The following is an 18814-nucleotide window of genomic DNA, read 5'->3' on the forward strand; positions in this document are numbered from 1 at the left end:
TGCTTGCGGAAGAGGGAGGAGAAATCCGTAGGATTTCGGAGGGAGAGGGGAATGACAAAATCTCTGTAAAAAATGACCGCACTTCCCCTCTCTCTGACGAAAATTGCCGAACGCAATTTCCGTCTGTCTCTCCCCCGCAAGCGGGTGAGAGGATTGATAACCACAGCAAAACATATAAGGAAAAAATGATGCAACCTACCCTTTTTATCGACCGTGATGGCACATTGATTGATGAACCGAAAACCGATTTCCAAATCGACAGCTTGGAAAAACTCAAATTTGAACCGAACGTGATACCTGCATTGCTAAAACTGCAAAAACGCTACCGCTTGGTGATGGTGAGTAATCAAGATGGCTTGGGGACGGCATCTTTCCCACAAGCAGATTTTGACAAGCCGCACAATGCAATGATGGCGTTGTTTAGCTCGCAAGGGATTGAATTTGATGAAGTGCTGATTTGCCCGCACAAGCCCGAAGATCAGTGTGCGTGCCGCAAGCCGAAAACCAAACTGTTGCAAAAATATATCGACAGAAATTTATTCGATCCTGACCGCTCTTTTGTGATTGGCGACCGTGCCACCGATGTACAATTAGCCGAAAATCTGGGGATTCGAGCGTTGCAATATCACCCAGAAAAACTGAACTGGGATCTGATTACGGAAAAATTGTTAGGCGAAGCGGTAACGAATATTGGCGACCGCCTGCCACGCTATGCGATGGTTGAACGCAAAACTAAAGAAACGGACATCAAAGTGCAAGTGTGGCTGGACGAAACAGGTGTGAACGAAATCCGCACTGGCGTGGGCTTTTTCGACCATATGCTTGACCAAATCGCCACCCACGGCGGTTTCCGTATGAACATTTCTTGCAAAGGCGATTTGTGGATTGACGAACATCACACTGTAGAAGATACGGCACTGGCACTCGGCACAGCGTTAAAACAAGCCATTGGTGACAAACGAGGTATTGCCCGCTTTGGTTTTGTACTGCCAATGGACGAATGTAAAGCCCAATGTGCGTTGGATTTATCGGGTCGCCCGTTTATTAAATTTAAAGCAGAATTTAAACGGGATAAGGTTGGTGATTTCAGCACCGAACTGACCGAGCATTTTTTCCAATCCATCGCTTTCACGATGCTTGCCACTTTGCACATCAAAGCCAAAGGTGATAATGACCACCACAAAATCGAAAGTTTGTTTAAAGTGTTTGGGAGAACCTTAAGACAGGCGATTAGGATTGAGGGGGAGGAACTGCCGAGTAGTAAGGGTATTCTTTAATAGTAGTTCTGGAAATATCATAAAATGCTAAATAAACTAGATTATTGGCTTGTACATCATCCACTTAATCCTGAACTTCTAGGGATAAAACGCTTTATGGTGGAATTTTGGTTTTTCGGGTTAAAAGAAGCGAGAGCTTGTCTTTTTGCTGGGCTATTTTTTATCGTGATGTTTGCAATACCGAAAACAGGGTTATGGGGTATTCCCCGCTACGATGTTTTACTAATTTTTGCCATCGTAGTACAAGCGGTAATGTTTTGGACAAAATTGGAAACTTTAGATGAAATAAAATCAATCACACTATTTCACCTAGTTGGATTTGCCCTAGAATACTTTAAAACATCAAGCAGTATTCAGTCTTGGACTTATCCTGATTTTGCCTATACCAAAATTGGTGGTGTACCTTTATTCACGGGGTTTATGTATGCCGCTGTTGGTAGCTACATTATCCAAGCGTGGCGATTGTTTGATTTGAAAGTCAAAAGTCATCCGCCTTATTGGCTTTCAGCTTTAGTGGCTGTGTTGATTTATCTCAACTTTTTTACGCACCATTATATTGGTGATTATCGATGGTATTTAGCTGCTTTTGCAATGGGGTTATATGTACGTACTTATGTTTATTTTACCCCTTACGACCGCAAACGTCGTATGTCACTATTGCTTGCTTTTGCGTTAATCGGCTTTTTTATTTGGTTGGCAGAGAATATCGGAACATTTATCGGTATTTGGCAATATCCTAACCAAATGGGCGCGTGGACGACCGTACATTTAGGTAAATGGGGGGCTTGGTCATTACTGATTGTAATGACGTTTACCATTGTGGCAAATTTAAAACATATTAAACAAACTATTCAGGTTTCTAGGGATTGATACCCATAAAATAGTAAGAATAGCAAGGAATAATATAATGAAATTAGTCATCATCGACACAGCCTGTGCCAATCTTTCTTCCGTCAAATTCGCCTTTGACCGATTGGGCTATGCGGCTGAGATCACAAGTGATCTCAATAAAATTAAAGCTGCCGATAAGCTGATTCTGCCCGGGGTGGGAACGGCTGTTGCGGCAATGAAAAATTTACAAGAGAGAGGGTTGATTGAGGTGATACAAAACCTCACCCAACCCGTGTTGGGTATTTGCTTGGGTATGCAGCTAATGACCGCTTTTTCCGAAGAAGGTAAGGTGAATACCCTGAACCTAATGCCAAGCCAAACGGTGTTAATCCCTGATACAGGTTTGCCGTTGCCCCATATGGGCTGGAATAATGTGCGTTATGTAGAAGGTTGCCCACTGTTTGACGGCATTGAGCAAAATAGCCATTTCTATTTTGTGCATAGCTATGCGGTTAGCCCGAATGATAACACCATCGCCACCTGTCATTATGGTGTAGATTTTTCTGCAGCCATTGCCAAAGGCAATTTTTACGGTGTGCAATTCCACCCTGAACGCTCGGGTAAGAATGGGGCGTTGTTGTTACGGAATTTTGTGGAAAAAATCTAGTTTTGTGATCTGGCTCGAAAAGTTGGAATGGTGTAGTTGCACGTTTTTTCCTCCTAGGGTAACTAGTTACCCTAGGTTAAGCATAATTCTATCCTGTTAGGGTGGTAATTAGAGAGAAAAAATGAGTTATACATGTTTGTTTTACCATATTATTTTTCGGACAAAATATGGGATTTATGAGATTAATGAAGAAAATGAGCAAATTCTGTATCGTTATATTTTGGGATTTATAAAAAATCATCGGTCTATTTTATATAGAATTAACGTAATGCCTGATCATCTTCATTTATTTGTGCAATTACTCAAACGGTTTCTGTTGCTGAATTTGTGCGTAAATTAAAGAAAGCAACGCATTTATTTAAAGATTTATTTCCTCATTTTACAGAATGATCTGTGGGATATTATGCGTTAAGTTATGGTGAATTAGAGAAAGAAAAGATCATCAATTATATAAAAAATCAAAAAGTGCATCACCAAACCACTGATTTTAGAAATGAGATGATTAGTTTATTTCAGAATGAAGTAATCAAATTTGATTCTACATTTTTTGAAGACAACGTATAACTGTCCTAAAAGAGCAGAATAATGTTTAACCTAGGGGAATTTATTACCCTAGGTATATAGTAGGAGAACATATGCAAACCTCATACATTATCCCCGCCCTTGACTTAATTGATGGTCAAGTGGTGCGGTTATATCAAGGCGATTATGCCCAAAAAACCTTGTATAGCGATAATCCCGTGGCACAATTTCAGGATTACGTTCGCCAGGGGGCAAAACAGCTTCATTTGGTGGATTTAACAGGGGCGAAAGACCAGGCTCAACGCCAGACAACACTGATTGGTGAAATTATCGCGCAAGTCCAATGCCCAATCCAAGTTGGTGGCGGTATTCGCTCAGAGCAAGATGTGGCAGATTTATTGGCAGTCGGCGCAAATCGTGTCGTGATTGGCTCAACAGCAGTGAAAGATCGTGCAATGGTAAAAGGTTGGTTTGAGCGATATGGGGCGGATAAATTCGTCCTTGCTTTAGATATTAATATTGATGCAAGCGGTCAGAAAATCATTGCGATTAGCGGTTGGCAAGAGACCAGCGGAGTATCCCTTGAAGAATTGATCGAAGAATACCAAGCGGTTGGTTTACAACACGTGTTATGCACCGATATTTCACGAGACGGTACGCTTACTGGTTCAAACGTTTCCCTTTACCGTGAAATTTGTGCAGCTTTCCCCGAGATTCAATTTCAATCTTCAGGTGGGATCGGTTCACTTGCCGATATTGCAGCACTCAAAGGCTCGGGCGTAGCCGGCGTGATTGTCGGGCGAGCCTTATTGGAAGGAAAATTTAATCTAGAGGAGGCTATTCAATGTTGGCAAAACGGATAATTCCTTGTTTAGATGTGAAAGACGGGCAGGTAGTAAAAGGCGTGCAATTCCGCAACCACGAAATTATCGGCGACATTGTTCCGCTTGCAAAACGTTATGCGGAGGAAGGGGCAGACGAGCTGGTGTTTTATGATATTACGGCTTCATCAGATGGTCGTACAGTGGATAAAAGCTGGGTGGAGCGTGTCGCCCAAGTGATTGATATTCCGTTTTGTGTGGCAGGTGGTATCAAGACAGTAGAAGATGCTGAAAAACTGTTTGCCTTTGGGGCAGATAAAATCTCAATCAATTCCCCCGCACTTGCCGATCCTGCTCTGATTTCCAGATTGTCGGATCGCTTTGGGGTGCAGGCGATCGTAGTGGGGATCGATAGTTGGTTTGAAGCAAAGAGCGGCAAATACTGGGTCAATCAATACACAGGCGATGAAAAACGCACCCGTCAAACGAAATGGCAGTTGCTCGACTGGGTAAAAGAAGTGCAACAACGAGGGGCAGGGGAAATCGTACTAAATATGATGAACCAAGACGGTGTGCGAAAAGGTTATGATCTGGAGCAGCTTAAAAAAGTGCGGTCAATTTGTAATGTGCCTTTAATTGCCTCTGGCGGTGCAGGGGAAATGTCGCATTTCCGTGATGCATTTATTGAAGCGAACGTGGATGGTGCATTGGCAGCGAGTGTGTTTCATAAGCAGATTATTCAGATCGGGGAGTTGAAAGAGTATCTAATCACATATAATCTAAAAATGAGAGTATAATCAAACAAATAATAAAAGAGGTTTTAAAATGAAAAATGAAATTACAGAATCAAAAATGTTACAAGTTCTAGATTGGGCATATGAAAAATCTACTCATGGAATTATGGGATTAGATTCAGCACAGGAATTAGCTGAATCTTATATTCAGGATAATGGTTCTTTAGAAGACAAAATTAATAGTCTTATTCGTTGGCAGAATACTAAATGTGCAACTTCTGGTTTTTTATCTGGGCTTGGGGGTATTATGACTCTACCGGTCGCTATACCTGCGAATGTAAGTAGCGTTTTATTTGTTCAAATTAGAATGATTGCAGCAATTGCACATATGTGTGGAAGGGATTTACGAGATGATAAAGTAAAAACTCTTGTATATACTTGCTTATGTGGATCAGCAATTAAAGATATTCTAAAAAATGCAGGTATTCAAGTAACAAATAAATTAACAACGTCAATGATACAGAAGTATCTCACTCGTGAAGTTATAAAAAAGATTAATCAAGCCGTTGGATTTAGGTTAATCACAAAGGCTGGAGAAAAAGGGGTAATTAATGCAATGAAAATAGTTCCTGTTGTTGGCGGTATAGTTGGTGCCACTTTTGATGCGACAACAACCAATTTAATTGGTAATGCAGCAAGAAATTTATTCTTATATCAAGAGTTATAAAAATAATGAAATTAAAAGATATCAACTGGCAAAAAGTCAATAATTTACTGCCTGTTATAGTCCAAAACGCCACAACCTGCGAAGTATTAATGCTCGGTTATATGAACCCTGAAGCCTTAGAAAAAACCTTAAATGAAAAACGGGTAACGTTTTATTCCCGCACCAAGCAACGATTATGGACGAAAGGGGAGACCTCCGGCAATTTTCTCAATGTGGTGGATATGAGCCTTGATTGCGATAATGATACTTTGCTTATTTTGGCAAATCCGGTTGGAGCAACTTGCCATACGGGCGAGGAGAGTTGTTTTCATCGGTTTGAAAAGCAAGCTGTTAAAAATTGGACATGGTTTGCAAAATTAGAACGTGATCTTTTAGCACGAAAAACTGCAGATCCTGAGCATTCTTATACGGCAAAACTTCATGCTAAAGGCACGAAAAAAATAGCCCAAAAGGTTGGAGAGGAAGGGGTTGAAACAGCCTTAGCCGCAATGGAGAAAGATTCTGAAGAACTTGTTAGTGAAGTGGCAGATTTGGTTTATCACTTAACGGTGTTGTTGCACCACCAAGAGCTGGAATGGCGTGATGTGATCGCAAAATTGCAAGAACGCCATCAAGGAATTGGTCTGCATCCGGAAGGTTCAAATAAATAAGCTGTCGAAGCATCTACGTTATGTTACAATCTACGCTGGTGTTAATTGAAGTAAAAAGGCAAATATTATGAAAAGATTACTACTCGTTGTTATTGGTGCATTGATCATTTCAGCTTGTGCGAATAAAGATGTGTATTTCAATGGATCGGAAGGTTCTCACTCAGGTATGAAATTTGACAAAGACACCCGTCATTGGGGAGTAAATCGTTAATTCTATCTTTCAAAGTGCGGTCAGAATTGACCGCACTTTTTCTTTAACGAGGCATGATGTGCTATGTCTTGCAAAAGTTAATTTTCCCTTCGGGTATTTTCAACATTGCAGCGTTTTGTTAAATATATTGAATTGGTTTTGGATAACCAATTTCAGTGGTTAATGCTCGATCTGCGATCACCATATCTTCACGCTTTTCAATAAAGAATCTTGAGGTCATGGCTTTTTCACCATCATTTAAGAAAATTTCTACAATTGAACGATCAAAGAAAATTTCTACGGTGCGAAGTTCATGGATTTCACAATAGCGTTGCTCACCAAATGTCCTCATTAATTCTGTTTGTGCCGACTGACTGCGATCCAAACAAACTAAGCCATTTTCATAGGATAAGGTCAGTGTTTCACCTTTTTCATTGGTGAAGAAAGACAAGTTGAACGGCTGATTTTCTGCATCAAATTTTAAATAGGCACGATCTAAATGTTCAATCCTGGTTTTTTCTTGCAGGGATTGTGTGGAAAGTGTGGTCATATTTTCATAAATTTTAGCAATAGGACGTTGATATAAGCGATTATTTTCAATGTGTACTTCTCGTGGCAGGGTGAGAGCAGAATGCCATTTGAATTTATCTGTTGGGTAAGTTAAATCCGGTAAGCCAATCCAGCCAAACATGATGGTATTTGCTTTATTTTCTAAACCGGAAAAGGTTTGAGGGGCATAGAAATCAAAACCTTGATCGAGTTCAGCGATATGTTCAGCTTCTAGTACATTGCCTGTTAATTGCCCCATTGCATAAGTCGCATGATAGTTATTTTGGAATTGATAGTCTTCATGATCTTTACCTTGTGGCGACCAAATAAACATATCTTTATCCGCCAATTTTAGTAAGTCCGGACATTCCCACATAAATACATTGTGATTATTAAAGGCTGGAATAGATAGTTCACCAATTAAGCGTGGTGTATCATCTAAGTGAGCCATTTCAAAAATAATTGCTGTACCGGTAAGATTTTCCCGTTGTGCGCCACAGACAAAACGAATTTTCCCTTCTTTTGTTAAATAAGGTTTGGGATCGCGTACATGTTCTGTATAACCTTTTGGGGCATTTTCGATTAATGGGCGTTTGCTAAGTAATCTGCCATCTAAATCAAAAATTGCTAGATTTTGATAAGGCACACGTTGGTCATCCGTTGTGCGGCGAGTATTGCCGGTGTAGAACATGGCTAATTTATCGCCGACTTTTAATGCACCGCCGGAATAACAACCATGGGATTCAAATAATTCACAAGGAATTAAATTATCGGCGGTTTGGTAAGTTTGGAAATCATGGGTGATGAAATGTTTCCAATGTTTCATACCATGTATGGCATCGAAAGGAAACCATTGATAAAAAAGGTGATATTTTTCGCCATCAAAAATAAGTCCATTCGGATCGTTTAGTAGTCCGGTGGGGGGCGCAAGATGATAAGTCGGGTAGAAATATTTATCACTCTCGACTGTTTTACGTATCGTATCAAGTTCACCTTGTTCTGCTGCAAGAATACTTTTGTATTTGCCGTTATTGAAAATAATCATTGTTGTCCTATTTTGGGTAAGTTTCATTTAAACAAGTATAGCGAGCGTTCATTTTCTCCGCCCATGATTTTAATGATCCCATAAGGGAATGTTTTGTGGCGTAGGTCCAATCATTACGGAAGAGTAGAAAATCAATCGCACAGACTGCGTTGAGCGTACCGATATTGAGCGCTTCACCGAATAAATCAATGGATTTTTGAATCGCGATGAGACTTTGTTCCGTTCGTTGGAAAATTTGTTGATGGCGTTCTAGCCACCATTCAGACTGAGGGCGTAGGCGTTTTTCCGGTATAACGGATATTTCATTTTCTAAAATCCCATCGGCTAAATAATGTAAACGAAGAATTTGCCAACGTTGCTCTCCGTTGTCATAAAGTGAAGGCTGTGAACCTAAATGATCGAGATATTCTGCAATTAGCGAACTGTTATATAACCATTCACCATTTGCCATTTGAAGTGCAGGTAAACGCCCAAGAGGGTTGGCTTGGTTATGTGGGGAATGTTTATCCATTCCACTTGTTGCTTGTAATAATTCAATTTGATTTTGTAATTGGTGATAAGAAATGACACTGCGTACTTTTCGAGCATAGGGGCTGGAATCGGAATACCATAGTTTCATAAAATACCTTCATTTATGACCGCACTTAATGGAAAGGTGTGTGAAATAAATTCACACACTTTGGATTAATTTGCCAAAAATTCAGCCAATTGTGATTTATTTGGCAAAGCAGACATTGCACCTTTTGCTGTTGTTGCCAATGCGCCGCAAGCATTCGCTTGTCGTATAATTTTCACCAACACATCATTGTCTTTCCAATTTGGGTGTTGAGAAAGACCGGCTAATAATCCGCCCACAAAGGCATCGCCCGCTCCGGTGGTATCAACAGGTTTTAACGCTTTGCCCACAACGACATCTTTTTTTCCGGCAAGATGGTATAAAGCCCCGTCTTTTCCTAGGGTGACGATAATGAGTTTTTCCGGATAAAGTGCGGTAATTTTTTCAAAGGCTTTATCAAGGCTGTCGCTATCGGTTAAAAGTGTAAGCTCTTCTTCGGAGAATTTTAATACATCTGCTAACGCCACGGCATCCATCACAACTCTTTTCATTTCCTCTAGGCTAGACCATAAAGATTCTCGTAAATTGGGATCGAAAGAGAAGAACCCGCCCGCCACTTTAATGCGGCGGATTGCTTCAAAGGTCGCCTCACGAGAGGGATTATTAATCAAGGCGATAGAACAACAGTGTAGCCATTCACCACTTTGAAAAGGAGGCAAATCGGTTGTTTGTAAGAATTGATCTGCACTTGGATTGACCATAAACGTGAAACTGCGTTCACCATTATCCAATCCGACCACCACAGTTGAGGTGCGGTGTTGTGGATCTAGAATCATATGTGTGGTATCTACATTTTCAGCGTTTAAGGTATCTTGCATAAATTGCCCGAGGGGATCTTTTCCTACTCGACCAATAAAAGCACTTTCGCTCCCTAAACGAGCAACGCCCACCGCAACATTTGCCGGTGCGCCGCCTGCACAACGTAAATAATGATTTTCACCGTCAGGAATGAGATCCACCACGGCATCACCGGTTACCCAAATTTTTTGACTCATCGTATTTCCTCTTTCTAATGAAGCACCTCTTATTATCCATTGGATAGGAAATGGATTTTTCAGCACTTACTCATATAATTTATCTTAAAAAATAACCGCACTTTTGAGCCAAGCACGGTCAGTTTTGCTGTGTTTTGATTATTCTACTGTTACACGTGCAAATTTTCGTTTACCCACTTGGTAAACATTTGTGCCTTTTGGCGCGTTTTCTTTGACATTATCAATTTTTTCACCATTGATTTTTACGCCACCTTGCTGTGCAGAACGAATCGCTTCAGAAGTGGACGGTACTAAACCTGCTTCTTTTAATAATGTCGCTAAACCTATTTCAGCATTAAAGGTAAATTCAGGCATTTCATCCGGCATTGCGCCTTTTTGGAAACGATTGATAAATTCTTGTTCTGCTGCATTGGCTGCTGTTTCATCGTGGAAACGGGCAATGAGTTCTTTCGCGAGTAAAATCTTAACATCACGTGGATTTTTTCCATTTTTCACATCGACTTTTAACTGTTCAATTTCAGCCAATGGACGGAAAGAAAGCAGATTATACCAATCCCACATTAACTCATCGGAAATTGACATCACCTTGCCAAACATATCATTTGGCGCATCTGTCACACCGATATAGTTACCCAAGGATTTTGACATTTTTTTCTCACCGTCTAAGCCCACAAGCAATGGCATAGTGATCGCTACTTGTGGTTTTTTACCGGCTGATTTTTGTAATTCACGGCCAACCAATAAATTGAATTTTTGATCCGTACCACCCAGTTCGACATCTGCATCGAGAGCGACGGAATCATGCCCTTGTAATAGAGGATAAATAAATTCGTGAATCGCAATGGGTTGGTTATTGGTGAAACGTTTTTTGAAATCATCACGCTCAAGCATACGGGCAACGGTGTAATTGCTCGCAAGGCGAATCATCCCTTCCGTACCTAATTGACCCAACCATTCGGAATTGAAAACGATTTTGGTTTTTTGTGGATCAAGAATTTTGAAAATTTGTTCTTTATAGGTTTCCGCATTGCGTAATACATCTTCACGACTAAGGGGAGGACGGGTAGTGTTTTTTCCGGAAGGATCGCCCACCATACCGGTAAAATCACCGATTAAGAAATAAACATCGTGACCGAGTTGTTGAAATTGGCGTAGTTTATTGAGCACCACTGTATGCCCTAAGTGAATATCCGGTGCAGTAGGATCGGCACCTAATTTTACTTTTAACGGACGATTTTCTTTGAGTTTTTCAATTAAATCTGCTTCAGAAAGAATTTCATCAGTGCCACGTTTAAGCTCTGCGAGAACGGTATTAATATCAGTCATTGTTTATTTCCTAATTATCATTTTGAAGTGCTTTATTATAGGGAATCTAAAAGATTTGTGAATAAAAAAAACGCCTATTTGTGGGGAAATAGGCGGGAATGTTGGAGTGATTATCGCTGAGTGTTTTTTATGAAACCAGCTTGTTGTTATTGGAATGGTTAGATGATAATTGTTATCAATAATGTTGTCAATAACTAAATGAAAATAATTATCAAATTTTATTATTTCATATAAGGCACAGATTCTGTCAATGAAAGTGCGGTAGGAATTCCCTCTAAAATTTCAAATTTACCGGCGTAAGCATAAGCCTCTACACCTTGTTCTATTGCCTCTTTTAATAATCGATCGTAGTCGGGATCGATATATTCGGCAATTTTAAAACGATCAAACCCATTGTGCAGACCGGCAAACAATACTACGGCACGATGTCCTTGTTTTTTCATGGTCAATAATTCTCGCACGTGTTTTTGTCCTCGTGTTGTGACGGCATCAGGGAACATGCCGAGATTACCTTTTACCAAGGTGATCGATTTCACTTCCACATAGCAATCGGGAAGTCCTTCTCCTTTTAGTAAAAAATCAATACGGCTATTTTCTTCACCGTATTTGACTTCAGGATAGATGTCATCATACATCGCCAACTCTTTAATTTGCTTGTTTTTTAATGCCTCAAATACAAGCTGGTTGGAGCGATGGGTGTTAATACAGCAAAGTTGTCCGTTAGCAAGTTGGGTCAGTTCCCATGAGTGGGGGTATTTCCTTGTTTGGCTATCGGAATGGGAATACCAGACGGTATCGCCTTTTTCTCCGCAGCCTGTCATTGCACCGGTGTTAGCGCAGTGAATAGTCATTATTTCACCGTTAGGTAATTCAATATCGGCGAGAAAACGTTTGTAGCGGCGAATCAGTTTTGCAGATTGGAGAGCGGGAAGTTTCATAATATTCCTTATAAAGTGCGGTTGAAATTTAATGGTTTTTTATCGAATGAGATGATGAATTGGAAGATTTCCACGCATTTGTTTACGATAGTTCACTGGGGATAGTCCAGTATATTTTTGAAAGTTTTCGTAAAAGCGGCTTAGAGAATTAAAACCTGCCGTGAGTGAAATATCGAGCATGGTTTTATCGGTATCGGTGAGTAATGCCTTGGCGTGGTTAATCCTCATCATCGTAATATATTGTTTAATCGTTAGTTGCATTACACGTTGAAATAGTCCCATGGCATAGTTGGTATTCAAGCCGACCGCAGCGGCGACTTGAGACACAGTGAGGGCTTGATTAAAGTGGCTTGCGATATAGTTAAGCATTTGAATCACATAATATTGAGTATGGCGTGAGGATTTACCGTTCATGTGATTTTCATAATTTGTCTTTAATAAAAGCTCCCACCCGTCAAGTTCTAGGCGTTTTAGCAGTAATTGCACTTCACTATAGACTAATTGGTTGCGATTTTTATCCTCTTTTGTCAGCTCGTTTTCCCAGCGCATAATTTCAAATGTGCCGGCGAGCGCAGGGTTTTGGGATTGAATGACGACCCCATGGGTGATGTGAGTCACTAGCTTATCGGTTAATTGCCAAGAAAGAAACTGATGAACAGGAATATCAATCACCGCCATTTCAGTACAGTTTTTACGATCCACCAAACTATGCGGAATCGCCGCCCAGAAAACAGCAATATGATTTTTTTTGACTGTAATTTGTGAACCGTTGTAGAAATATGTTACGTCATCGTTAAAGGGGATATTGATTTCAATATGCCCGTGCCAATGATGGGCAGGCATATTCAAAGGGGGTTGCCATAGTTTTACTCGTAGCGATTGTTTTTCTAAAGGTAAGGAAAGGGGGCTGGTTGTTTTACTACCCAGGGCGTTTTCCGGATCAAAATAATCCAACACAATATCTTCAGATTGCATTCATTACCTACGAAACATTACCAAGCAAAAGAGCGGTCAAATTATAGCGAATTTTTTTATAGATTCCTATTTTCCTAGAAATTTTTCCCGAAAATTCATTTTTTAATATCGAGATCTCATAAAGTGAGTTTTTAGGAATCTTGTATAAAGAAATGGTATAGGAAAGCACTTTTCCTTTTGTCATGATGAGGTTATGAAACTCACTGAAAGGAGGAACTCATTATGAGTTTATCAATGAAAACCAAAATCAGTTTTGGTTTAGGTGCTTATGGAAAGGATTTTGCGATTGGCATTGTATATATGTATTTAATGTATTATTACACGGATGTATTGGGTGTCTCCGGTGCCATTGTAGGAAGTATTTTTATGGTAGCTCGGGTATGGGATGCATTAAATGACCCCATTATGGGATGGATTGTGAATAATACACGATCGCGTTGGGGAAAATTTAAACCTTGGATTTTGATTGGCACAATTCTTAACTCTTGTAACCAACCACTAAAAATGAGAAATTAGGACGAATGTTGAATTAAACGGAATTAAGTGGTTCAAAACCTTATAGAATGGGGCTTTACGCAATGTAAGCTCCTTTTTTAGTGCAGGAAAAACAGAAATAATGAAATGGGAAAAATTTGGCAGAAATTCCTGTTTTGAACACATAGAATGAGAAATTTAAAAAGCCGTTAAAATATGTTCAAACGACGTTTAAAAATATGATCTCGTTCAAAAAATTAAACATTCATTCTTGTCGTGGCAGGCGTCATTTACTATCCTTTTCACATCAGGGCATTTTTTAAAGAAGTCAATGCCCTAGCGGTGATTTGTCTTAAAAAGCATTAGGCTATTTTACGATCCGTAAATGGCTCCGAGCTCTCTTTTTTATCTTTTTGAACTTTATCCGCCAAGCCTTTCACACTAGCTAATGTCATTTCCTTGGCATAATCATCGCATAGCCTGAAATAATGAATAAGCTCCATTTCATCCTTAGTAAAGTCTAAAGCACTTTCTTGCGTTGCCTGTGGCGTTTTTAACGCTTTTTCAAGCACATTGATAGCTTGTTTTAACTTATCAACATCACTTGGTTCTTTGCTTATAATTGCTGACTGGGTTATTGATTGATTTTCCCCAGTGAGAAGATAAGCTGGCGATATATTCAATATTTCCCCTAACTTTATCAGTATTGATGCCTGCGGTTCTCTTTCGTTTTGTTCCCACAATTGCAATGTAGATAACGCAACCCCTCCCAGATACTCGCATACTGCTTTACGGCTCAATTTTAACTCTTCACGACGTCCCTTGATTCGAGTTCCGATAGAATACTCGTTTTTAAACTTTTCCTTCATAACTTTAAAAAACTCACTAGAAATTTTTAAAGTTTTTAAACTTCAATAAAATCAAGAATATAGTGAAAACAATGCTTAAATTATAGTCTTTTAACTTTAAAAAGAAGTTTTTAAACTTTACTTTGATTTAAAAGAGGTATAATATCCACATCAGATTAACGAAAAGGATTAACTAATGCGGACATTAAACGACACTAAAAAAACAGCCGTAGATTGGCATAGAGCCGATATTAAAGCTGCTTTATCTAAAAAAGGTTGGTCATTGCGCCAGTTATCTCTTCATCACGGCTACAGCAATGGCAGTACATTAAAAAATGCACTGGATCGCCCATGGAAGAAAGGGGAACGCTTAATTGCAGAAGCAATAGGTGTTCCACCAGAAGAAATTTGGGCTGCACGTTATGCCGAACGCAACCTAAAAAAATTCGCTAACAGATAGTGCCTTGAGGTTTTTATGAGTGGAAATAACCTAAAAACTCACTACTCAGCTAAAGAATTACTTGAATTAAGTTTAAACAATTTACCTAATTCTGTTCAAGCAATTATTTACCAAGCTAAAACAAAATCTTGGAAAGGCCGCAAACGCTTAGCACGCGGTGGTGGGCTGGAATATGAGTTTTCGTCCTTCCCCCAAGAAATCCAAGCCGAGATCCTATTGAAAACCCAATCAGCGAACAAGGTAGAAAACAAAACCATTACCACCCAAGCCCAAATGAGCGAAAGTGCGTGGAATGTGTTCTCCTCGGCAACCTTAGACCAAGAAAGACGGGCGGAACGTCGCTTTAATGCGGTATTAAAGTTAGCCCGGCTGATTGAAAACGGCGAACCGTTAATGATCGCAATGGATAAAGTCGTCAATTTTTATGCCGAAATGGACGACCAAACGGCGGAAAAAATCAGCAAAGGCAGTCTCAAACGCTGGTGGTACAAGGTGAAAAATTTCCCTCAACGGGACTGGCTGCCGATGTTGTTAGATCGCACCGGTTTAGAAAGCGAAAATCGCTTTGCAGACGTGCCGGAGCTGGCGTGGCAATTTTTCTTGAAAGATTACCTCCGCAAAAGCAAACCGAAGTTAAGCGTGTGTTACTACCGTTTAACCCTTGCCGCTGAGGAAAACGGCTGGGACATTCCAAGCCGAATGACCTTTAAGCGCAAATTGGAGCGTGAATTTACCGCCGCTGAAATTGCCCTCGCCCGAGGTGGTGAACACGAATTACGCGAACTCACCGCCCCACAAATTCGCACCGTGGAACATTTGGAGGCTTACGAAATCGTCAATGGTGACGGCTATCAACACAACGTGTTTGTGGATTGGTATGAAAACGGCAGCCGCCCTATCCGCCCTAAAACGTGGTTTTGGCAAGATGTCCGCACCCGCCGCATTTTAGCTTACTGTGTGGACGATAGCGAAAACGGCGACCAAATCCGCCAAGCTACTTTGCGCATGATTAAGCAATACGGTATCCCGAAAAAAATCTTAATGGATAACACGCGAGCCGCCTCCGATAAACACACCACCCAACAGCGTAAACGTGGGAAACAAACCCGAAATGGCGTCACAGTGGAAGGGATGTTTGACCGCTTAGGCATTAAAGTTATCCGCACGTTAGTGTTTAAAGGTCGAGGCAACGGACGAGCAAAACCCATAGAGCGTGCTTTTAGACGAGACAGTTTGCCTGCTTATATTGATGGTGATGGACGTTTAGAGAAGTTTTTTACTGGTTGGTCGGTCACAGAGAAAACCGAAGACTATCAATTTAAAAAAGGCGCAAGCAAAGCCCTGTTTTTAGAGATTTTAGAGCAAGGTGTACGTTTGTGGAACGATAAAGCCGACCGTGAAACGGAACTGGGGCAAGGCATTTACAGCGCAAACCAATTATGGGAACGGGATTATGCACAAACCTCCCAAGTGTTTGCTACTGATGAGCAGTTACGTCAGCTGATGATGTTAGGCGAAAGCACTAAAGTGGATAAACACGGACGGTTCACGCTCAAGGTGGGTTATGTGCTGAACAATCAGAAAAATATTTACGAAGCTCCGGCACTGATTGGCGGCAATGTGGGCAATGTAATTGTGCGTTACGACCCCGACAACCTACACGGCACGGTGTATGTGTACGACCAAAACGGCGTGTATTTATGTGATGCCGAGTGTGTGGAAAAAACCGCCTTTGACAGCGAAGAAGGCGCACGTATCCAACGCCGACTTGAAACCCAAAACCGCCGCATTGCAAAAAATATGGTGGAAAACCACGAAAAACTTACCGAACACGAAATGGCACAGTATCGCAAGCAATTTGATGTACCGGATGAAGAATTTGTGGAGCCGAAAGAAAAACTCGCCTTTAACTGGCTCACCCAAACAGAAGGCAATGCGGCCCGCAAAGTTGAGACAGTTCTGGCAGAAGACGAACTCAACGAATTTGAGCAAGGTTTACACAAAGGCATTGCAATGATGAAAGAAGAAAAGGGGCTTTAAGCCGAATTTAAGGAGTAAAAAGAGATGACATTAATTGAACAAATCAAACAACTTTTAGACAACCAAACCTACTCGCAACGCGAGATTGCACAACAAGCCGGCATTAATGCAAGTGCATTAAGCACCTATTTAAAAGGGACTTATACCGGCAATGTGGAAAACGTAGAAACCGCCTTAAAAAACTGGCTTGCTACGCGTGAAAAGAAAGAGAAAGTGTTTGTGGAAGCACCGCACTTTATTGAAATCCCAACCGCGAAAAAAATATTTGCCGCATTAGATATGGCAAAAATCCTCCCCACAATGGTCACCATTTACGGTGCAAGCGGTGTCGGCAAAACCAAAACCTGTCAAGAATATAAAAAGGCAAACCAAAATGTGTGGATGATTACTGCAAGCCCTGCACGTGCCACTTTAAGCAGTATTTTGTTTGAGTTAGCCCTTGAGCTTGGCATTAATGACGCACCACGCCGCAAAGACCGCTTATCACGAATGATCACCAAAAAAATTAAAGGTACACAAGGTTTGGTGATTGTCGATGAAAGCGATCACCTACCTTATGACGCATTAGAAGAATTACGCATTATTCAAGAAGAAGCGGAAGTAGGGTTTGCGTTGATTGGTAATGACAAAGTGTACACCCGTATTCAAGGCGGCATAAACCAAGCCCACGAATATGCCCGTTTATGGTCACGCATTGGCAATAACTGTGGCGTGAAAGCCAGTACAAAAGGCGACATTAAAGCTATTGCACAAGCGTGGGGCTTGGATATTACCGACAAAGACTTGATGACCGTGCTTTATGACATCGGCGGCAAAGCAGGTGGATTGCGGGCTTTAACTCAATATTTACGCCTTGCCGGAATGACTGCTAAAGGACAAGGCACGGTGATCACCTTAGACCTGATTTTACAGGCACAGGCACAAATGAAAGGAGCGAATTAATGGAAAACGTAACAAAAACTGACCGCACTTTAGCGAAACAACGCCAACTGCACCCCGTATTTGGCGGGTGTAACAAAATCGCCCTAGGCTACTTATTTCAAACGCAAAAATGCATTCAGAGCCTCAACAAAATGGGCTTGCATGTAGCAAACATTGAATTTGACAAAATCAAACCCCGAGTGCGGATCGATACCAACGCTATCACTGAAAAATTGGAGAAAACCGGACAAGCCCTCGCCTATATTCAAGGCAATGATGGGGCGCATTGGGTGGAATACCAAATGATGGTAGAAGGCATCAAAGTTATTTGGCGCAGTTATTTACATTAAACAACAGGAGAAAAAATATGGATGAAGCAAAAATGCATTGCCGTTCACAGTTAGAAACCTTAGGTGTGAAATGTGGCGAAATGGGACTTGCCATCACAAAGCACATCGCAGAGGGAACAACTGAAATTGACGGAAAAACCTTTAAATTTTGGCTCGCAGAAAGACTAGGAAGGGGCATTCAAATTAGACGGGAGGGCAAGGAGGAAATTTGTCTGATCACTTATGAAGCCATGTTGAAAATGGCAAATGCAATGGGGGTTATTTGATGGCAATGAGGAGGAAAACAATGGCTAAAAAAGCAACCCGAGTGAAAAACGAGACTTTTGCGGTGCGCTATCAAACCCGTGATGAAGTCGAAACCGCAATCAAGGCAATCGGCGATTTAAACCGAGAGATAGAACGCCTTGCGATTGAGCAAAACGACCGTTTAGCGGCAATCACCGAAGAATACGCCCCTTTGATAAACGACATCAAAGCAAAAGCCAAACCGATTATGGAAGCGGTGCAGGCATGGTGTGAAAGTCACCGTGACGAACTCACAAATAACGGCAAAACCAAAACCGGCACATTTAATACCGGCGAAGTGCAATGGCGACAACGTCCACCGTCTGTGGGAATTCGTGGCACAGACAGCGTATTAGAAAGTTTACACACATTAGGCTTAACCCGTTTTATCCGCACCAAAGAGGAAATCAACAAAGAAGCCATGTTAAACGAGCCTGAACTGGCGGCAACGGTGGCGGGGGTGACGATTAAAACCGGTGTGGAAGATTTTGTGGTGACACCGTTTGAGCAAGATGTAGCGGGGAGGTAGGGATGAACACATTATTACTTATTGCAGCTGGTGCTTTTTTAATT

22 protein-coding genes and 1 pseudogene are annotated in these 18814 nt (G+C 41.0%); 16 read left to right on the forward strand and 7 right to left on the reverse strand.

All coding sequences use genetic code 11. The features are described from left to right. The first annotated feature begins 188 nt into the window (after positions 1-188). The 9 genes and pseudogenes from hisB to E4T92_RS08660 all read left to right on the forward strand — a co-directional run bounded on the left by hisB (position 189) and on the right by E4T92_RS08660 (position 6440). The gene (gene hisB, locus E4T92_RS08620; RefSeq protein WP_077541940.1) at positions 189-1277 is read left to right on the forward strand and encodes a bifunctional histidinol-phosphatase/imidazoleglycerol-phosphate dehydratase HisB; all 1089 of its coding nucleotides are present in this window, start codon (positions 189-191) and stop codon (positions 1275-1277) included. Between the two features lie 24 nt (positions 1278-1301). Continuing rightward, on the forward strand, positions 1302-2147 hold the full coding sequence (locus E4T92_RS08625; RefSeq protein ID WP_135094283.1) for a DUF817 domain-containing protein: 846 nt from the start codon (positions 1302-1304) through the stop codon (positions 2145-2147). A gap of 34 nt (positions 2148-2181) precedes the next feature. Beyond that, complete coding sequence (hisH, locus tag E4T92_RS08630) at positions 2182-2775, forward strand: imidazole glycerol phosphate synthase subunit HisH (RefSeq protein WP_135094284.1); 594 nt, start codon at positions 2182-2184, stop codon at positions 2773-2775. A 121-nt stretch (positions 2776-2896) separates the two neighbouring features. Then, a pseudogene (locus E4T92_RS08635) lies at positions 2897-3339 on the forward strand (transposase). A 71-nt stretch (positions 3340-3410) separates the two neighbouring features. After that, positions 3411-4160: a 1-(5-phosphoribosyl)-5-[(5-phosphoribosylamino)methylideneamino]imidazole-4-carboxamide isomerase gene (gene hisA, locus E4T92_RS08640; RefSeq protein ID WP_135094285.1), complete on the forward strand. Its 750-nt coding sequence runs from the start codon at positions 3411-3413 to the stop codon at positions 4158-4160. Beyond that, on the forward strand, positions 4142-4915 hold the full coding sequence (hisF, locus tag E4T92_RS08645) for an imidazole glycerol phosphate synthase subunit HisF (protein WP_135094286.1): 774 nt from the start codon (positions 4142-4144) through the stop codon (positions 4913-4915). Before hisA ends, hisF begins: the two co-directional genes overlap by 19 nt. Positions 4916-4943: 28 nt before the next feature. After that, positions 4944-5579, forward strand: a complete 636-nt coding sequence (locus E4T92_RS08650; protein ID WP_135094287.1) for an EcsC family protein — start codon at positions 4944-4946, stop codon at positions 5577-5579. 5 nt (positions 5580-5584) lie between these two features. Then, the gene (gene hisIE / locus E4T92_RS08655; protein WP_135094288.1) at positions 5585-6229 is read left to right on the forward strand and encodes a bifunctional phosphoribosyl-AMP cyclohydrolase/phosphoribosyl-ATP diphosphatase HisIE; all 645 of its coding nucleotides are present in this window, start codon (positions 5585-5587) and stop codon (positions 6227-6229) included. A gap of 67 nt (positions 6230-6296) precedes the next feature. After that, positions 6297-6440 (forward strand): hypothetical protein, encoded by a 144-nt coding sequence (locus tag E4T92_RS08660; RefSeq protein ID WP_135094289.1) that lies wholly within the window; start codon positions 6297-6299, stop codon positions 6438-6440. Between the two features lie 118 nt (positions 6441-6558). Here E4T92_RS08660 and E4T92_RS08665 read toward each other — a convergent pair whose 3' ends face one another. The 6 genes from E4T92_RS08665 to melR form a co-directional block, all read right to left on the reverse strand. Continuing rightward, the gene (locus E4T92_RS08665; RefSeq protein ID WP_135094290.1) at positions 6559-8013 is read right to left on the reverse strand and encodes a glycoside hydrolase family 32 protein; all 1455 of its coding nucleotides are present in this window, start codon (positions 8011-8013) and stop codon (positions 6559-6561) included. A 7-nt stretch (positions 8014-8020) separates the two neighbouring features. Then, positions 8021-8632, reverse strand: coding sequence for a glutathione S-transferase N-terminal domain-containing protein (locus E4T92_RS08670; protein WP_077543986.1), 612 nt, complete (start codon positions 8630-8632; stop codon positions 8021-8023). Positions 8633-8697: 65 nt separating this feature from the next. Further along, positions 8698-9624, reverse strand: a complete 927-nt coding sequence (locus E4T92_RS08675; RefSeq protein WP_077541956.1) for an aminoimidazole riboside kinase — start codon at positions 9622-9624, stop codon at positions 8698-8700. Between the two features lie 138 nt (positions 9625-9762). Further along, a complete protein-coding gene (gene tyrS, locus E4T92_RS08680) occupies positions 9763-10950 on the reverse strand; it encodes a tyrosine--tRNA ligase (RefSeq protein ID WP_135094291.1) in 1188 nt (395 codons plus the stop codon). A gap of 221 nt (positions 10951-11171) precedes the next feature. Next, a complete protein-coding gene (sfsA, locus tag E4T92_RS08685) occupies positions 11172-11888 on the reverse strand; it encodes a DNA/RNA nuclease SfsA (RefSeq protein ID WP_135094292.1) in 717 nt (238 codons plus the stop codon). A gap of 39 nt (positions 11889-11927) precedes the next feature. Beyond that, positions 11928-12863, reverse strand: coding sequence for a transcriptional regulator MelR (melR, locus tag E4T92_RS08690; protein ID WP_059366488.1), 936 nt, complete (start codon positions 12861-12863; stop codon positions 11928-11930). Positions 12864-13085: 222 nt separating this feature from the next. Here melR and E4T92_RS08695 point away from each other — a divergent pair, with 222 nt between their 5' ends. Beyond that, the gene (locus E4T92_RS08695; protein ID WP_228063587.1) at positions 13086-13379 is read left to right on the forward strand and encodes an MFS transporter; all 294 of its coding nucleotides are present in this window, start codon (positions 13086-13088) and stop codon (positions 13377-13379) included. 320 nt (positions 13380-13699) lie between these two features. On the opposite strand, the gene E4T92_RS08700 is transcribed toward E4T92_RS08695, so the two are convergent. Beyond that, a complete protein-coding gene (locus E4T92_RS08700) occupies positions 13700-14137 on the reverse strand; it encodes a helix-turn-helix domain-containing protein (RefSeq protein ID WP_167754037.1) in 438 nt (145 codons plus the stop codon). 244 nt (positions 14138-14381) lie between these two features. Between E4T92_RS08700 and E4T92_RS08705 the strand changes: the two genes are divergently transcribed. The 6 genes from E4T92_RS08705 to E4T92_RS08730 are packed head-to-tail and all read left to right on the forward strand — an operon-like array spanning position 14382 to position 18770. Then, positions 14382-14645 carry a helix-turn-helix domain-containing protein gene (locus E4T92_RS08705; protein WP_135094294.1) on the forward strand — a complete coding sequence of 88 codons (264 nt, stop codon included), beginning with the start codon at positions 14382-14384 and terminating at the stop codon, positions 14643-14645. A gap of 15 nt (positions 14646-14660) precedes the next feature. Beyond that, the gene (locus E4T92_RS08710) at positions 14661-16685 is read left to right on the forward strand and encodes a transposase domain-containing protein (protein ID WP_135094295.1); all 2025 of its coding nucleotides are present in this window, start codon (positions 14661-14663) and stop codon (positions 16683-16685) included. Between the two features lie 24 nt (positions 16686-16709). After that, entirely contained in the window at positions 16710-17627 is a 918-nt protein-coding gene (locus tag E4T92_RS08715) for an AAA family ATPase (protein ID WP_135094296.1), read from the forward strand. Beyond that, positions 17627-17956, forward strand: coding sequence for a hypothetical protein (locus tag E4T92_RS08720; RefSeq protein ID WP_135094297.1), 330 nt, complete (start codon positions 17627-17629; stop codon positions 17954-17956). The genes E4T92_RS08715 and E4T92_RS08720 overlap by 1 nt, the downstream gene beginning before the upstream one ends. A gap of 17 nt (positions 17957-17973) precedes the next feature. Further along, on the forward strand, positions 17974-18222 hold the full coding sequence (locus E4T92_RS08725; protein ID WP_228063588.1) for a hypothetical protein: 249 nt from the start codon (positions 17974-17976) through the stop codon (positions 18220-18222). Positions 18223-18242: 20 nt separating this feature from the next. Further along, entirely contained in the window at positions 18243-18770 is a 528-nt protein-coding gene (locus E4T92_RS08730; RefSeq protein WP_135094298.1) for a host-nuclease inhibitor Gam family protein, read from the forward strand. Positions 18771-18814 lie beyond the last annotated feature (44 nt).

The sequence above is a fragment of the Pasteurella sp. WM03 genome, assembly GCF_004570945.1.
Classification (GTDB): domain Bacteria; phylum Pseudomonadota; class Gammaproteobacteria; order Enterobacterales; family Pasteurellaceae; genus Rodentibacter.

Excerpts from the sequence above, each read along its gene's own strand:
- hisA (WP_135094285.1), top strand. The coding sequence starts at position 3,411 with ATGCAAACCTCATACATTATCCCCGCCCTTGACTTAATTGATGGTCAA.
- hisIE (WP_135094288.1), top strand. The coding sequence starts at position 5,585 with ATGAAATTAAAAGATATCAACTGGCAAAAAGTCAATAATTTACTGCCT.
- E4T92_RS08710 (WP_135094295.1), top strand. The coding sequence starts at position 14,661 with ATGAGTGGAAATAACCTAAAAACTCACTACTCAGCTAAAGAATTACTT.
- E4T92_RS08695 (WP_228063587.1), top strand. The coding sequence starts at position 13,086 with ATGAGTTTATCAATGAAAACCAAAATCAGTTTTGGTTTAGGTGCTTAT.
- melR (WP_059366488.1), bottom strand. The coding sequence starts at position 12,863 with ATGCAATCTGAAGATATTGTGTTGGATTATTTTGATCCGGAAAACGCC.
- sfsA (WP_135094292.1), bottom strand. The coding sequence starts at position 11,888 with ATGAAACTTCCCGCTCTCCAATCTGCAAAACTGATTCGCCGCTACAAA.
- E4T92_RS08650 (WP_135094287.1), top strand. The coding sequence starts at position 4,944 with ATGAAAAATGAAATTACAGAATCAAAAATGTTACAAGTTCTAGATTGG.
- E4T92_RS08660 (WP_135094289.1), top strand. The coding sequence starts at position 6,297 with ATGAAAAGATTACTACTCGTTGTTATTGGTGCATTGATCATTTCAGCT.
- E4T92_RS08720 (WP_135094297.1), top strand. The coding sequence starts at position 17,627 with ATGGAAAACGTAACAAAAACTGACCGCACTTTAGCGAAACAACGCCAA.
- hisF (WP_135094286.1), top strand. The coding sequence starts at position 4,142 with ATGTTGGCAAAACGGATAATTCCTTGTTTAGATGTGAAAGACGGGCAG.
- E4T92_RS08715 (WP_135094296.1), top strand. The coding sequence starts at position 16,710 with ATGACATTAATTGAACAAATCAAACAACTTTTAGACAACCAAACCTAC.
- E4T92_RS08725 (WP_228063588.1), top strand. The coding sequence starts at position 17,974 with ATGGATGAAGCAAAAATGCATTGCCGTTCACAGTTAGAAACCTTAGGT.
- E4T92_RS08665 (WP_135094290.1), bottom strand. The coding sequence starts at position 8,013 with ATGATTATTTTCAATAACGGCAAATACAAAAGTATTCTTGCAGCAGAA.
- E4T92_RS08675 (WP_077541956.1), bottom strand. The coding sequence starts at position 9,624 with ATGAGTCAAAAAATTTGGGTAACCGGTGATGCCGTGGTGGATCTCATT.
- E4T92_RS08625 (WP_135094283.1), top strand. The coding sequence starts at position 1,302 with ATGCTAAATAAACTAGATTATTGGCTTGTACATCATCCACTTAATCCT.
- E4T92_RS08670 (WP_077543986.1), bottom strand. The coding sequence starts at position 8,632 with ATGAAACTATGGTATTCCGATTCCAGCCCCTATGCTCGAAAAGTACGC.
- tyrS (WP_135094291.1), bottom strand. The coding sequence starts at position 10,950 with ATGACTGATATTAATACCGTTCTCGCAGAGCTTAAACGTGGCACTGAT.
- E4T92_RS08705 (WP_135094294.1), top strand. The coding sequence starts at position 14,382 with ATGCGGACATTAAACGACACTAAAAAAACAGCCGTAGATTGGCATAGA.
- E4T92_RS08730 (WP_135094298.1), top strand. The coding sequence starts at position 18,243 with ATGGCTAAAAAAGCAACCCGAGTGAAAAACGAGACTTTTGCGGTGCGC.
- hisB (WP_077541940.1), top strand. The coding sequence starts at position 189 with ATGCAACCTACCCTTTTTATCGACCGTGATGGCACATTGATTGATGAA.